The following is a 14,163-nucleotide window of genomic DNA, read 5'->3' as shown; positions in this document are numbered from 1 at the left end:
CCCTCGGCCGGGCTTAAACTGATGCCATGAGCATCGCCTCGATCGACACCTACACGCCCGCCGCGGGCTCCGTCACCATGTTCTCCACCGGTTGGTGCGGGTACTGCAAGCGCCTGAAGAGCCAGCTCGACGCGCAGGGCATCGCCTACACCGAGGTGAACATCGAGGAGGTCGACGGCACGGCCGAGCTGGTCGCCTCGGTGAACGGCGGCAACCAGACGGTTCCGACGCTGATCTTCCCCGACGGCTCGACGGCCACCAACCCGTCGGCGCGCGAGGTGTCCGAGCGCATTGGCTGATCGCACACCCTGGTCGCTCTCGGGCGCCCTGCGCGGGATGTTCCAGAAGCGCACCATCGACGACGAGACCTGGGACGACCTCGAGACCGCGCTCCTGAAGGCCGACTTCGGCCCGACCGTCACCGAGCAGGTCGTCGACGAACTGCGCGCCAACGTGCAGCGCTACAACACCACCGACCCACGTGACCTGCAGCGGATGCTCCGCGAGACCATGGAGGAACGCCTCTCCAAGTACGACCCGACCCTGAAGCTCACCGAACGTCCGGCCGTCGTGCTCGTGGTCGGCGTCAACGGCGTCGGCAAGACCACGACCATCGGCAAGTTCGCCCGGTTCCTCAAGACCTACCAGCGCACCGTCGTGGTCGGAGCAGCGGACACCTTCCGCGCCGCCGCCGTCGAGCAGCTCGCGACCTGGGCCGAGCGCGCCGGGGCCGACATCGTGCGCCCGCAGCACGAGGGGCAGGACCCGGCGTCGGTCGCCTTCCAGACCATCGAGAAGGCCAAGGCGAACGGCACCGAGATCGTCATCATCGACACCGCGGGCCGGCTGCAGACCAAGGGCGGTCTGATGGATGAGCTCGGCAAGATCCGCCGCGTCATCGAGAAGCAGGCGCCGGTCTCCGAGGTGCTGCTCGTGCTCGACGCGACCACCGGGCAGAACGGTCTCGCTCAAGCCGATGCGTTCATCCAGCACGCGGGCGTCACCGGCCTCGTCATCACGAAGCTCGACGGCTCCGCGAAGGCGGGCTTCGTGCTGGCCGTGCAGGAGAAGACGGGCATCCCGATCAAGCTGATCGGCCAGGGCGAGGGCATCAACGACCTCACGGGCTTCACGCCCCACGTCTTCGCGCAGAACCTCGTCGGCTAGGTCCGCGCTGGTTTGCTGGCTCGCCGCTCGGGCCGGTCGTTAGTCCGCGCGGTCGCGCCGGTCAGGCGGGGTGGCGGTCGAGGAAGGCCTGGATGGCCGGGAGGGCGCCCGGGTGGCGGGGGGTGTCGGCGTGGGTGGCGCCGTCGAGGATCGTGAGCTCGGCCGTGGGGAGGGCCGCCTGCACGTGCTCGGCCGCCCGGAGGCGGGGGCGGTCGCGGGTGCCGGCCAGCAGGAGGAGCGGCATCGGGAAGCGGGCGATCAGGTCGTCGGGCACGGTCGCCTGGCGCTCGGTCTCGCGCATGTAGGCTGCGAGGGCCGGGGCGTCGTTCGCCAGGAAGGCCGTGCGGGTGATCGGGTCGACGGGGCTGCCGGTGGTGCGCTGCCATTCGGCGAGGAAGCCCTCCATGCCGCCGCGCTCGAGCGCATCGATGCTGCCCTCGAAGAAGACCCGGTCGAAGGTGCCGGCGCCGGTGCCGGGCGCGCCCGCCACGCTGATGAAGCTCGCCAGACGGTCGGGGTGGGTGGCGGCGAGCGAGAAGCCGACGCGGGCACCGAGGGAGTAGCCGAGGTAGTGCGCCCGGGCGATGCCGAGGGCGTCGAGAACCGCCACCACGTCGTCGACGAAGCGGCCCATGTCGTAGGCGGCGGCGTCGTGCGGCTTGTCACTGCGGCCGTGACCGCGGAGGTCGAGCGTGACGACGGCGCGCGACGGCGCGAACGCCTTCAGGTACCAGAAGCCGCGCCAGATCGCCTGCGAGAGCGCGGTGCCGTGCACGAGCACGAGAGGCACGGGCGCCGACCCGTCGCCGACAGACGGATGCGCGGCGGTCGGAGCCTGGTGCCGATACGCGATGCGGACGCCGTCATGGGGATTGGTCGCGAACTCCACCCCTCCACGCTACCCGTGGGCGCCGAAGCGCGAGGCCACCTCGAGCAGCACCTCCTCGCGCCCGGCGTAGATGCCCGACTCCCGCGGCCAGTGGCTCACGACGTCGGTGAACCCGAGCGAGGCGGCCCGCCCCGACAGCTCCTCGAAGGCGTCGACGCTCTCGAGCGAGTACGTTCCGCCGCTGTCGAGCGAGAGGTGCCGCGAGAGGGAGGACGGCGAGCGCCCCGCGGCCGAGAGCGCGTCGTCGAGCCGCGCGCACTGCTCGGCCACCGCATCCCACCACGCCGAACCCGTGGCGCCGTCGCGCCCGGTCGTCACCCAGCCCTCCCCGTACCGCGCCACCAGCGCGAGCCCCTTCGGCCCGTTGCCGCCGATCAGGAACGGCACGCGCGGCGTCTGCGACGGCGCACCGACCATCCGCGCATCCTGAGCCGTGTAGAACGACCCCGACGACGAGATGCCGCCCGACCCGCGCTGCTCGAAGCGCAGCAGCTCGTCGAGCAGCGCCACGAACTCCGCGAAGCGATCGTGCCTCGCCCGCGGCGGCAGCACCTCGGCGCCGAGCACGGTGGCGTCGAAACCCGTGCCTCCCGAGCCGAGACCCAAGGTCATCCGCCCGCCCGACAGCTCGTCGAGAGCGGCCAGCTCCTTCGCGAACGGCACGGGGTGCCGGTAGTTCGGCGACGCCACGAAGGTGCCCAGCCGGATGCGCGACGTCGCCAGCGTGGCCGCCGCGAGCGTCGGCACCGTGGCACCCCAGGGCTCGTCGGCGAGCGACCGCCACGAGAGGTGGTCGTAGGTGTAGGCGCTGTCGAAGCCCAGCTCCTCCGCGAGCTGCCAGCGCCGCCGCATCTCGGGCCAGGGGTACTGGGGCAGGATGACGATGGAGTGGCGCATGCGTCCACTCAAGCAGAGGCCCCCGACAACGAAAAGACGAACTACGAGAGAAAGAACAGACTCAGCCCCGCCGCGCGTCCGCCTCGTCGAGCGACAGATCCTCGGCCAGCTCCGCGCGCGGCCTGACCGCCTGGAACGACCCGGTCGCGGTGACGGCCCCGGCCATCCGGTCGCCCTCCCCGTAGACCAGCTGCAGCCGTGCGCCCAGCCCGTGCCCGGTGCGACGGATGCGCGCCCGGCGGTACACCGCCAGCCACACCACCCCGGCGGCGAAGGCCGCGAACCCCGCGGCGGCGGCGACCCCGAGCCCCCACCGCGGCCCGAGCGTGTTGGCGACGGCCCCGATCAGCGGAGCCCCGATCGGCGTCCCGCCCATCAGGATCGCCATGTACAGCGCCATCACCCGCCCGCGCATCAGCGGATCGGTGCTCGTCTGCACGGTGCCGTTGGCGGTCGTGATCATCACCTGCCCGGCGAACCCGATCAGCACGATGGCCGCGGCGAACGTCACGAGCGAGGGCGCCAGCGCCGCGGCCAGCGCCGCCACCGCGAACAGCCCGCACGACAGGAACACCAGTCGCACCCGCGGCTTGTCCCGGCTCGCCGAGAGCAGCGCCCCGGCCACCGATCCGACGGCCATCACCGAGGTCAGGATGCCGAAGCCCGCCGAGTCCAGGCCGAAGGTGACGGTCGCCATGGTCGAGGTGAAGATCTGGTAGTTGAAGCCGAAGGTGCCCATGATGAACACCACCGCGAACACGATCAGCAGGTCGGGCCGGCGGCGGACGTAGCGGAAGCCCTCGAGCAGCTGCCCCTTCGCCCGGGGCGCCCGCGGCTGCTGCACCAGCCGGTCGCGGCGGATCGCGACGAGCGACGCCAGCACGGCCGCGAACGTGACGGCGTTGAGGAGGAACACCCAGCCCGCCCCGATCCCGGCGACGAGCAGGCCCGCGACGGCCGGCCCGATCGTGCGGGCGGCGTTGAACGAGGCCGAGTTGAGGGCGACCGCGTTGCCGAGGTTCGGCCCGGCCACGAGATCAGAGACGAAGGTCTGGCGCACCGGGGCGTCGACCGCGGCGGCGACGCCGAGCAGCAGGGCGAAGAGGTAGACGATCCAGAGCTGGGCGAGCCCGGCCAGCACGATGACGCCGAGCCCCGCGCCGAGCAGACCCATGGCGAGCTGCGTCACCATCAGCGTGCGGCGCCGGTCGAGCCGGTCGGCGATGAGCCCTGAGAAGGGCACCAGCAGCAGCTGGGGGAGGAACTGCAGCGCGGTCGTGATGCCGAGCGCCACGGCGTCGTGGTCGCTGAGCTCGGTGAGGACGATCCAGTCCTGGGCGGTGCGCTGCATCCAGGTGCCGACGTTGGAGACGAGGGCGCCGGCGAACCAGATGCGGTAGTCGATGCTGGCGAGGGATCGGAACATCGCACTCATGCGTGCACCCCCTTCCGGCCAACTGTTTACTTTACGTTAACGAGTTGCAGACCGGCTGGGAACGGCGCCGGGCGGCGTTCGCCGTGAGCGCGCCTCGGCCGGCCCGCGGAACGGTTAAACTAGGCGCACGATGGCTACTTTTGGAAATCTCTCGGACAGGCTCGCCGAAACCTTCAAGAACCTCCGCACGAAGGGCAAGCTGAGCCCGGCCGACGTCGACAGCACGGTGCGCGAGATCCGCCGTGCCCTGCTCGACGCCGACGTCGCGCTCGAGGTCGTCAAGGAGTTCACCGGCAAGGTTCGCGAGCGCGCCCTCGGCGACGAGGTCAACCGCGCCCTGAACCCGGCCCAGCAGGTCGTGCAGATCGTCAACGAGGAGCTCGTGCAGATCCTCGGCGGGCAGCAGCGCCGGCTCGAGTTCGCGAAGAAGCCGCCGACCGTGATCATGCTCGCCGGCCTCCAGGGTGCCGGTAAGACGACCCTCGCCGGCAAGCTCGCGCGCTGGCTCGCCAAGGAGAACCACACCCCGATCCTCGTCGCGGCCGACCTCCAGCGCCCCAACGCGGTGAACCAGCTGCAGATCGTCGGCGGCCAGGCCGGCGTGCCGGTCTACGCCCCCGAGCCCGGCAACGGCGTCGGCAACCCGGTGCGCGTGGCGAAGGACTCGATCAAGTACGCGATCGACAAGCAGTACGACACGGTCATCATCGACACGGCCGGCCGCCTCGGCGTCGACGCCGAGATGATGAAGCAGGCGGCCGACATCCGCAAGGCCGTCGACCCCGACGAGGTGCTGTTCGTCATCGACGCGATGATCGGTCAGGACGCGGTGGCCACCGCCCGCGCGTTCCAGGAGGGCGTCGACTTCACCGGTGTCGTGCTGACCAAGCTCGACGGCGACGCCCGAGGCGGTGCCGCGCTGTCCGTGGCGTCGGTCACGGGACGCCCCATCATCTTCGCCTCGACCGGCGAGACGCTCGACGCCTTCGAGCCCTTCTACCCCGACCGGATGGCCTCGCGCATCCTGGATCTCGGTGACATCCTCTCCCTGATCGAGCAGGCGCAGGGCGCCTTCGACGAGGAGGAGGCCCGCAAGGTCGCCGAGAAGTTCGCGACCGACAGCTTCACGCTCGACGACTTCCTGAAGCAGATGCAGCAGCTGCGCAACGTCGGCTCCATCAAGAAGATGATGAGCATGCTGCCCGGCGCCGGCGGCCTGAAGGAGCAGCTCGACAACTTCGACGAGAAGGAGATCGTGCGCACCGAGGCGATCATCCAGTCGATGACGAAGGCCGAGCGCACCAACCCGAAGCTCCTGAACGGTTCGCGGCGCCTGCGCATCGCGCGCGGTTCCGGCATGACCGTCACCGACGTGAACCAGCTCGTGCAGCGCTTCGAGCAGGCCTCGAAGATGATGAAGACGGTCGCGAAGGGCGGCGTGCCGAACGTGCCCGGCATGGGCCCGATCCCGGGTGCCGGCTTCGGCGGCGGGCGCGGCAAGCCGCAGGCCAAGAAGAAGAGCGGATCGCGCTCGGGCAACCCCGCGAAGCGGGCGGCCGAGAACGCGGCGCGCGCCTCGGGTGAGAAGCCGGCGATCGCGGCGGGCTCGGGCGGCGGTGCCGGTTTCGGCCTCGGCGCCAAGGCCCCGGCGGGCGGCCAGAACCCGAGCCCCGAGGAGCTCGAGGCCCTGCAGCGCTTCCTGCGCTAGTCGGAGCCTCGCGGTCGGTGAGCGGCTAGGCGCCAGGCGGCCTCAGCGTGCCTATGCTGGCACCATGACGACCACCTCCCGCCCTGTGCGCGTCGGCGTGCAGATCGCTCCCCAGCACGCCTCCTACGCGACCATCCGCGACACCCTCGCCGAGCTCGAAGACCTCGGCGTCGACATCGCCTTCAACTGGGACCACTTCTACCCGCTCTCCGGCGAGCCCGACGGCCTGCACTTCGAGGGCTGGACCATGCTCGCCGCCTGGGCCGAGCAGACGTCCCGCATCGAGTTCGGCCCGCTGGTCACCTGCAACAGCTACCGCAACCCCGACCTGCTGGCCGACATGGCCCGCACGGTCGACCACATCAGCGCCCATGACGGCGACACGGGCCGGCTGATCTTCGGCATCGGCTCGGGCTGGTTCGAGCGTGACTACGACGAGTACGGCTACGAGTTCGGCACGGCCGGTCAGCGACTGGATGCCCTCGCCGAAGCCCTGCCCCGCATCGAGTCGCGCTGGGCGAAGCTCAACCCGGCGCCCACCCGCGACATCCCGGTGCTGATCGGCGGCGGCGGAGAGAAGAAGACCCTCCGCATCGTGGCCCAGCACGCCGACATCTGGCACTCCTTCGCCGACACCGAGACGCTGGAGCGCAAGCTCGGCATCCTCGGCGAATGGTGCGAGAAGGTCGACCGCCCGATGTCCGAGATCGAGATCTCGGTGGGTACGCGCGGCGCCCGCGGCGACGGCCTGCCCGACATGGACCGGCAGCTCGAGCTCGGCGTCACGCTCTTCACCCTCGGCATCACGGCGCCCGAGCTCGACATGCAGGGCGTGCGCGACCTCGTGGCCTGGCGCGACTCGGTCACGACCTAGCGCAAGTGGGCGAGCGGGCGGGCGGCCGCGCGGGCGGGCGGCCGAGCGGGCGGGCCGGCCGGCGCGCGGGCGGGCGAGCGGATGCTCAGGCGAGCCCGTGCCGCAGCTCCCGCGTGAGCGATGCCACGACCGCCTTCAGGCTCCCCCCGTTCGCCTCGGCGATCCGCAGCTGCCGCTGATAGCTCGCGCCGTGCTCGAGGATCAGGTTCACCTGGTCGAGCTCGACCGCGCAGCCCAGCCGCTCGGCGACCGGGGCGAGGCGAACGAGCTCGCCGGCCACCGCATCCGTCACCAGCTGCTCGTCGCCCGCGGAGTTCAGGATGATCTCGGCGTCCATGCCGTAGCGGGCGGCCCGCCACTTGTTCTCGCGCACGTACCAGGGCTGCATCGTCGGCAGCTCCTCGCCGGCGTCCAGGCGGGCCGACATGTCGTCGACGAGGCACTGGATGAGCGCCGCCACCGCCCCGATCTCCTCGGGGCTCGACAGGCCGTCGCAGGCGCGCATCTCGACCGTGCCCCACTGCGGGCTCGGCCGGATGTCCCAGCGCACCTCCGTGTGGTCGCTGATCACGCCCGTGCGCAGCAGGTCGTCGACGTACTCCTCGTAGTTCGCCCAGGCGCCGAACTGGTAGGGCAGGCCCGCGGTCGGCAGCTGCTGGAACATCAGCGCCCGGTTCGAGGCGTATCCTGTGTTCACCCCGCCCCAGAACGGGCTCGAGGCGCTGAGGGCCTGCAGGTGGGGGTAGTAGTTCAGCAGCGAGTTCACGATCGGCAGCGCCTTCTCGCGGTCGTCGATGCCGACGTGCACGTGGATGCCCCAGATCATCATGTTGCGCCCCCACCACTGGGTGCGGTCGATCAGCTTGTGGTAGCGCTCCTTGTCGGTGACGGTCTGGTCGAACCACTGCCCGAAGGGGTGCGAGCCGGCGCACATCACCTCGACGTCGAGGGGGTCGGTGATGGCCCGCACCTCGGCGAGCTGGCCCTGCAGATCGTCCACCGCATCCGCCACCCGGTGGTGCACCCCGCTGACGAGCTCGACCGTGTTGAGCAGCAGTTCGCCGGTGATCCGCGGATGCTCGGAGCCGTCGTCCTGCCGGAGCGCGTCGAGCACATCGGCCGCCACCGACACCAGATCTCCCGAGCTCTGCTCGACGAGCGCGACCTCCCATTCGATGCCGAGGGTCGAGCGCTCCGAGGGGGCGAAGGAGATCTCCATGCAGGGGCCTTTCCAGAATTACCGCTTTGGGAGCAATCTCTGTCAGAATAGCCAGTCGAGTCTGCCCCCGCCCGACCCTCTAATCAGGCGGAGTGGATTCCCTCAGAGCTTGTGCCGAGTGTGCCCCCACGCTCACGGCCCCCAGTTCGCCCACCTCATAGATCACACAGGAGAATTGTGGCTGTCAAAATCCGTCTGAAGCGTCTCGGCAAGATCCGTGCGCCGTACTACCGCATCGTCGTCGCCGACTCGCGCACCAAGCGCGACGGTCGCGTCATCGAGGAGATCGGTCTGTACCACCCGACCGAGGAGCCCTCGGTCATCAAGGTCGACTCCGAGCGTGCCCAGTACTGGCTCGGCGTCGGCGCCCAGCCCACCGAGCAGGTGGCCGCGCTGCTGAAGCTCACCGGCGACTGGGGCAAGTTCAAGGGCGACAAGGACGCGGTCTCGACCGTGCGCGTCAAGGGCGAGAAGGAGGCCTTCGTCGTCGACGAGAAGAAGAAGCCCGTCCTGAAGCCGAAGGCCGCCGAGCCCAAGGCCGTCGAGGCCGAGGCCGCTGCTGACGCCGAGGCCGCTGCCGCGACCGACACCGAGGCCAACGAGGCTGCCGTCGAGGCCGCCGAAGACGCCGCGGACAAGGCCTGACCTTGCTCGCTCCCGCTCTCGAGCACCTCGTCAAGGGGATCGTCGACAACCCGGGCGACGTCCGGGTCATCACGAAGAGCTCACCGCGCGGCGAGGTCCTCGAGGTTCGTGTGAACCCCGATGACCTCGGCCGCGTGATCGGCCGTTCCGGTCGCACCGCCAAGGCGCTGCGCACCCTCGTCACCGCTCTGGCCGATGGCCGGCGCGTTCGTGTAGACGTGGTGGACACCGATTACTGAGAACAACAAGACGCAACTGCGGGTCGGTCGTCTCACCAAGGCCCATGGGCTGAAGGGCGCGATCAAGCTGGAGCTGTTCACCGACGACCCGGAACGACGTTTCGTTCCGGGCGCGGTGTTCACCCTCCAGGTGCCCACGTCCTCGCCCTGGCACGGTGAGACCCTCGAGCTCGCTGAGCTGCGCATGTACAACGGGCATCCGGTGGGCTTCTTCAAGGGCGTTTCGGATCGCACGGCCGCCGAGGGCCTCGTCAAGGCGATCCTCTGGATCGACCTCGACGAGGCCGACGCAGTCTCGACCGAGCCCGACGCCTGGTACGACCACCAGCTGGTCGGCCTCCGCGTCGAGCGCGACGGTGAGCAGGTCGGCACCGTCAAGCTCGTCGAGCACATGCCGGCGCAAGACCTGCTGATCGTCAAGACGAACGAGGGCACCGAGGTCATGGTGCCGTTCGTCAAGGCGATCGTGCCGTCGGTCGACCTCGCCGCGGGTGTGGTCACCGTCACGCCGCCGACGGGGCTCTTCGAGGAGCTGCCCGACGACGACGAGCCGGCGCCACCCGCGTCCGACGCGGAGTAACGCACGCCACACGAGGACCGACCCGCATGCGGTGTCGGTCCTCGTCGTTCGTGGCGATGTCCGCCCGCCTAGGCTTAGGGGATGCGCATCGACGTCGTCACGATCTTCCCCGAGTTCTTCGACGTGCTCGACATCTCGCTGCTCGGCAAGGCGCGTCGCACGGGCATCCTCGAGGTCGTGCCGCACAACCTGCGCGACTTCACCCACGACCGTCACCGCACGGTCGACGACACGCCCTACGGCGGCGGCGCGGGCATGGTCATGAAGCCGGAGCCCTGGGGTGAGGCCCTCGACGAGGTGCTGCCCGAGCATCCGGACGCCCGGCCCGTCGTGATCTTCCCCTCGCCCGCCGGCACCGTGTTCACGCAGGCGATGGCCCGCGAGCTGGCCGGCCGCGAGCACCTCGTGTTCGGCTGCGGCCGCTACGAGGGCATCGACCAGCGCGTGTTCGACCACGCCGCGACCCGTGCCGAGGTGCGACTCGTCTCGATCGGCGACTACGTGCTGAACGGGGGAGAGGTCGCCGTGATGGCGATGATCGAGGCCATCGGCCGGCTCATCCCCGGTGTCGTCGGCAACCCCGAGAGCCTCGTCGAGGAGTCGCACGAGGACGGGCTGCTGGAGTACCCGAGCTACACCAAGCCGGCCTCGTGGCGCGGCCTCGACGTGCCGCCGGTGCTGATGAGCGGCAACCACAAGGCGGTCGACACGTGGCGCCGCGAGCAGCAGCTCGAGCGCACGCGACGGGTGCGGCCCGACCTGCTGCCGCCCGACCTGCTGCCGCCCGAGTAGCCGCCGCCGGGGCGTCGTGAGGCGGCGACGGATGCGCGCCCGCGCTAGCTCCGGGCGGTGAGCACGAGCGGGCCGTCCTCGGTGATCGCCACCGTGTGCTCCATGTGGGCGCCGTTCGAGCCGTCGGCCGAGCGGAGGGTCCAGCCGTCCTTGTCGGTGTAGATCTTGTCGGTCGTCTCGAGGAACCACGGCTCGATCGCGATCACGAGGCCGGCGCGCAGCGGCAGCCCGCGACCGGCGCGGCCCTGGTTCGGCACGTGCGGGTCGCCGTGCATGGTGCGGCCGACGCCGTGCCCGCCGAAATCGGTGTTCACGCCGTAGCCGGCCGCCGTGGCGACCGCGCCGATCGCCGCCGAGATGTCGCCGAGGCGGTTGCCGGGCTTCGCCTCGGCGATGCCGGCGGCGAGGGCGGCGGTGGTGACCTCGATCAGCGTGGTGTCGGCCGCCGACTTCGGCGCGCCCACCACGAACGACAGCGCCGAGTCGGAGACCCAGCCGTTCACCGAGGCGGCGAAGTCGAGGGTCAGGAGGTCGCCGTCGCGCAGCGCGTAGTCGTGGGGGAGCCCGTGCAGCACCGCGTCGTTGACGCTCGTGCAGAGCACCTTGCCGAACGGCGAGGCGCCGAAGGAAGGGTGGTAGTCGATGTAGCAGCTCTCGGCGCCCCGCGCCGTGATCATCTCGTGCGCGATCTGGTCGAGCTTCAGGAGGTTGGTGCCGACGGTGGCCCGCTTGGCGACCTCGGTCAGCACCTCGGCGACGAACACGCCCGCGGGCCGCATCTGCTCGATCTCGGCGGGGGTCTTGAGCTCGATCATGCGGGGTCCTTCCGATGGGGCGGTGTCTATAAGACCCTACCCACCGGGATCACAGCGAACATCCGGAGAGCCTGCATACTCTGGAGACGTGTTCATCCGACGGGCCTTCTTCTACTGGCAGTTCCCCGCTGCGGTGATCCTCCCCGCGTGGATCCTGGTCGGCTGGGGCGTCTTCGCCGCCACCGGCTGGCAGATCCTCGGGCTGATCGTGGGCGTGATGATGCTCACCGTCGGCATGCTCGCCGTCGCCGGCATCACTTCGGCGCGCAAGGAGGTGCGGGCCGCGAAGGCGGTCTCGTGGCTCGACGTGCTGCTGCTCACCGTGCTGCACGGCCTCGTCATCTCGGTCGGCTTCTTCACGGAGTTCACCGCCCTCCTCGGCACCCTCGCCGTGGTGGCGCTGATCGCCCTGTTCTGGGTCGGCATCGTCGAGCTCGTGGTCGAGACCCGCAAGCGCGTCAAGGCGACGCTCGCCGGTTTCGAGGCGCAGGCCGCGCGGGCGCAGATGCCGCGCACCCCGTCCGCTCCGGGTGCCGTGCGGGCACCCCGCGTCGACGGGGAGTACATCGTGATCGAGACGTCCGAGCGAGGATCGTCGCCCCGCGGCTGACCGCGCTTTGCGTGCATCCGCGCGTCTGTGACACAATGGACCCTTGTGCCGCGGCCCGGCTCTGCCACAGGGGAGCCAGCAACTATCGGGCACAACATCTTCTACTGACACCGAAGCCGTAGTCGACCTGTGGCGGGTACAGATTGCGAACACATCATGCACATCCTCGACTCAGTCGATGCAGCGTCGCTGAAGAGCGACATCCCCGACTTCCGTGCCGGCGACACCGTCAAGGTGCACGTGAACATCATCGAAGGCACGCGCTCGCGTATCCAGGTCTTCCAGGGCGTCGTCATCGCCCGCAAGAACGAGGGCGTCCGTGAGACCTTCACCGTCCGCAAGGTCAGCTTCCAGGTGGGCGTCGAGCGCACCTTCCCCGTGCACTCCCCTGTGATCGACCACATCGAGATCGTCACCCGCGGTGACGTGCGTCGCGCCAAGCTGTACTACCTGCGCAACCTGCGGGGCAAGAAGGCCAAGATCAAGGAGAAGCGCTTCGCGTAAGCTGCGCATTCTCTGCGTGCCCGGCACGCACTGAGAGCTATCCTGAGCTCCCGACCACTACAGTGGTTCGGGAGCTCAGGCGGTTAAATGACAGACACATCAGTGCCCTCGCACGAACGACGCGAAGACACCGCCGGGGGGCGGTCGGACTCGTCGCAGTCGCGGCGCTCGCGCAGCGCGTGGCTCTTCGCCCGCGACCTCGTGATCATCTTCGTCATCGCGCTGCTGGCGTCGGTGCTGATCAAGACGTTCCTCGTGCGCTCGTTCTACATCCCCTCGGGGTCGATGGAGAACACGCTGCAGGTCGACGACCGCATCCTCGTGAACCAGCTCGAGCCGAACCTGATCCCCATCTCGCGCGGCGACGTCGTGGTCTTCAAAGACCCGGGCGGCTGGCTGATGCCGACGGTCGAGCAGCCGAAGAACCCGCTCGCCGCGGCCGTCGACTGGGTGCTCGAGGGCGTTGGCCTCGCCGCCGACGACGCCAACGACCACCTGATCAAGCGCGTCATCGGGCTGCCGGGCGACCACGTCGTCTGCTGCAACGCGCTCGGGCAGATGGAGGTCAACGACATCCCGCTCGACGAGAACTCCTACCTCAAACTGCCCGACGGCGTCTCGGCCGTCTCGCAGGAGCCGTTCGACATCACGGTGCCCGCCGACTCGCTCTGGGTGATGGGCGACAACCGCTACAACTCGGCCGACTCGCGGTTCAACCAGGACAAGCCCGGCAAGGGGTTCGTGCCCGAGGCGAACGTGGTGGGGCGCGCGGTGCTGGTGACGTGGCCGATCGACCACTGGGGGTGGCTCGACAACCACGGGAACGTGTTCGACGGGATACCGTCGCGGGAGGGGGCGGCAAAGCCGCTGTCGGCGCCTTCTGTTCCGTCGTCCTCGTCGTCTTCGTCGTCTTCTGAGGGTGTGGTCGCTGCTCCTGCTCTGCCGGGAGCCGTCCAGTGAGTCCGGTCGCCGATCCCACGCTGCGGTTCGAGCGTGAGATCGCGGGGCTGGTGAAGCCGCGTCGGCGGGCTTCTGCGCCTCCGGTTCAGGATGCTCCTGCCGACGCCGCTCCTCACAGCGGTCTGATCATCGGCTGCGACGAGGTCGGGCGCGGTGCGCTCGCGGGGCCGGTCGGTGTCGGCGTCAGCGTGATCGACATCCGCGCGACGAAGTCGGTGCCCAAGGGGCTGCGCGACTCGAAGATGCTGTCGGAGCCGCGGCGGGAGGAGCTCGCGCCCATCGCCCGGGCGTGGAGCCTCGCCCACGCGGTCGGGTACGCCTCCGCGTCCGAGATCGATTCGCTCGGGATCAGCGCCTGCCTCGGCCTGGCGGGCAGCCGCGCCCTGGAGTCGCTGCTCGCCGACGGCGTGGACGTCACGGCGGCGACGATCATCCTCGACGGGCAGTGGGACTGGCTGAGCGCCGCCGCTCCCGTGCCGGTCACGGTGCGCACCCGGATCAAGGCCGACCGCGACTGCGCCTCGGTCGCCGCGGCCTCGGTGATCTCGAAGGTCGCGCGGGACCGGATGATGATCGAGCACGCGGCCGAGCATCCGGCGTACGGCTGGGAGCGGAACAAGGGCTACGCCAGCGAAGAGCATCGCGACGCGATCGTCTCGCTCGGGGCCTCGCCGCTGCACCGGCACACGTGGCTGTCGCGGATCGTCGGGTCGACCGAGCTGTTCGACCTCGCGGCGCTGTCGGCGCTGGAGGCGGTGGACGCGGGGTCGGTCTCGCCAGCGGGTGCCGGCGGGCATCCGGAACCCGGCGTCGAGTCGGTCGCGTAGCC

General features: G+C 70.1%; 17 protein-coding genes. 12 read left to right on the top strand and 5 right to left on the bottom strand.

The window, feature by feature from the left end:
- Positions 1-26 precede the first annotated feature (26 nt).
- Positions 27-299: a mycoredoxin gene (locus ITJ64_RS00965; RefSeq protein ID WP_179547774.1), complete on the top strand. Its 273-nt coding sequence runs from the start codon at positions 27-29 to the stop codon at positions 297-299.
- Complete coding sequence (gene ftsY, locus ITJ64_RS00960) at positions 292-1,167, top strand: signal recognition particle-docking protein FtsY (protein WP_173183717.1); 876 nt, start codon at positions 292-294, stop codon at positions 1,165-1,167. Before ITJ64_RS00965 ends, ftsY begins: the two co-directional genes overlap by 8 nt.
- Before the next feature lie 61 nt (positions 1,168-1,228).
- On the opposite strand, the gene ITJ64_RS00955 is transcribed toward ftsY, so the two are convergent.
- The 3 genes from ITJ64_RS00955 to ITJ64_RS00945 form a co-directional block, all read right to left on the bottom strand.
- On the bottom strand, positions 1,229-2,056 hold the full coding sequence (locus tag ITJ64_RS00955; RefSeq protein ID WP_194678899.1) for an alpha/beta fold hydrolase: 828 nt from the start codon (positions 2,054-2,056) through the stop codon (positions 1,229-1,231).
- 9 nt (positions 2,057-2,065) lie between these two features.
- Entirely contained in the window at positions 2,066-2,953 is an 888-nt protein-coding gene (locus ITJ64_RS00950; protein ID WP_194678898.1) for an LLM class flavin-dependent oxidoreductase, read from the bottom strand.
- Between the two features lie 61 nt (positions 2,954-3,014).
- A complete protein-coding gene (locus tag ITJ64_RS00945) occupies positions 3,015-4,388 on the bottom strand; it encodes an MFS transporter (RefSeq protein WP_194678897.1) in 1,374 nt (457 codons plus the stop codon).
- Between the two features lie 130 nt (positions 4,389-4,518).
- On the opposite strand from ITJ64_RS00945, the gene ffh reads away from it, so the two are divergent.
- Positions 4,519-6,096: a signal recognition particle protein gene (gene ffh / locus ITJ64_RS00940; RefSeq protein WP_194678896.1), complete on the top strand. Its 1,578-nt coding sequence runs from the start codon at positions 4,519-4,521 to the stop codon at positions 6,094-6,096.
- A 64-nt stretch (positions 6,097-6,160) separates the two neighbouring features.
- Complete coding sequence (locus ITJ64_RS00935) at positions 6,161-6,970, top strand: LLM class F420-dependent oxidoreductase (protein ID WP_194678895.1); 810 nt, start codon at positions 6,161-6,163, stop codon at positions 6,968-6,970.
- A gap of 85 nt (positions 6,971-7,055) precedes the next feature.
- On the opposite strand, the gene ITJ64_RS00930 is transcribed toward ITJ64_RS00935, so the two are convergent.
- Entirely contained in the window at positions 7,056-8,189 is a 1,134-nt protein-coding gene (locus ITJ64_RS00930) for a glutamate--cysteine ligase (RefSeq protein WP_194678894.1), read from the bottom strand.
- 177 nt (positions 8,190-8,366) lie between these two features.
- On the opposite strand from ITJ64_RS00930, the gene rpsP reads away from it, so the two are divergent.
- From rpsP to trmD, 4 genes are all read left to right on the top strand, one after another.
- Positions 8,367-8,834, top strand: coding sequence for a 30S ribosomal protein S16 (gene rpsP, locus ITJ64_RS00925; protein WP_194678893.1), 468 nt, complete (start codon positions 8,367-8,369; stop codon positions 8,832-8,834).
- A gap of 2 nt (positions 8,835-8,836) precedes the next feature.
- The gene (locus ITJ64_RS00920; protein ID WP_173183736.1) at positions 8,837-9,073 is read left to right on the top strand and encodes an RNA-binding protein; all 237 of its coding nucleotides are present in this window, start codon (positions 8,837-8,839) and stop codon (positions 9,071-9,073) included.
- On the top strand, positions 9,066-9,653 hold the full coding sequence (gene rimM, locus ITJ64_RS00915) for a ribosome maturation factor RimM (RefSeq protein WP_194680666.1): 588 nt from the start codon (positions 9,066-9,068) through the stop codon (positions 9,651-9,653). Before ITJ64_RS00920 ends, rimM begins: the two co-directional genes overlap by 8 nt.
- Positions 9,654-9,734: 81 nt before the next feature.
- On the top strand, positions 9,735-10,445 hold the full coding sequence (gene trmD, locus ITJ64_RS00910; protein ID WP_194678892.1) for a tRNA (guanosine(37)-N1)-methyltransferase TrmD: 711 nt from the start codon (positions 9,735-9,737) through the stop codon (positions 10,443-10,445).
- Between the two features lie 44 nt (positions 10,446-10,489).
- On the opposite strand, the gene map is transcribed toward trmD, so the two are convergent.
- Entirely contained in the window at positions 10,490-11,260 is a 771-nt protein-coding gene (gene map, locus ITJ64_RS00905) for a type I methionyl aminopeptidase (RefSeq protein WP_194678891.1), read from the bottom strand.
- 88 nt (positions 11,261-11,348) lie between these two features.
- On the opposite strand from map, the gene ITJ64_RS00900 reads away from it, so the two are divergent.
- The 4 genes from ITJ64_RS00900 to ITJ64_RS00885 all read left to right on the top strand — a co-directional run bounded on the left by ITJ64_RS00900 (position 11,349) and on the right by ITJ64_RS00885 (position 14,161).
- Entirely contained in the window at positions 11,349-11,870 is a 522-nt protein-coding gene (locus ITJ64_RS00900; RefSeq protein WP_194678890.1) for a hypothetical protein, read from the top strand.
- A 156-nt stretch (positions 11,871-12,026) separates the two neighbouring features.
- Entirely contained in the window at positions 12,027-12,374 is a 348-nt protein-coding gene (gene rplS, locus ITJ64_RS00895; protein WP_194678889.1) for a 50S ribosomal protein L19, read from the top strand.
- Between the two features lie 87 nt (positions 12,375-12,461).
- Positions 12,462-13,334, top strand: coding sequence for a signal peptidase I (gene lepB, locus ITJ64_RS00890; protein ID WP_194678888.1), 873 nt, complete (start codon positions 12,462-12,464; stop codon positions 13,332-13,334).
- Positions 13,331-14,161 (top strand): ribonuclease HII, encoded by an 831-nt coding sequence (locus ITJ64_RS00885; protein ID WP_370544979.1) that lies wholly within the window; start codon positions 13,331-13,333, stop codon positions 14,159-14,161. The genes lepB and ITJ64_RS00885 overlap by 4 nt, the downstream gene beginning before the upstream one ends.
- The last annotated feature ends 2 nt before the right edge of the window (positions 14,162-14,163 follow it).

It is taken from the genome of Herbiconiux sp. VKM Ac-1786, from assembly GCF_015350805.1.
Classification (GTDB): domain Bacteria; phylum Actinomycetota; class Actinomycetes; order Actinomycetales; family Microbacteriaceae; genus Herbiconiux.
This window is presented reverse-complemented; position numbering and strand designations above follow the sequence as displayed.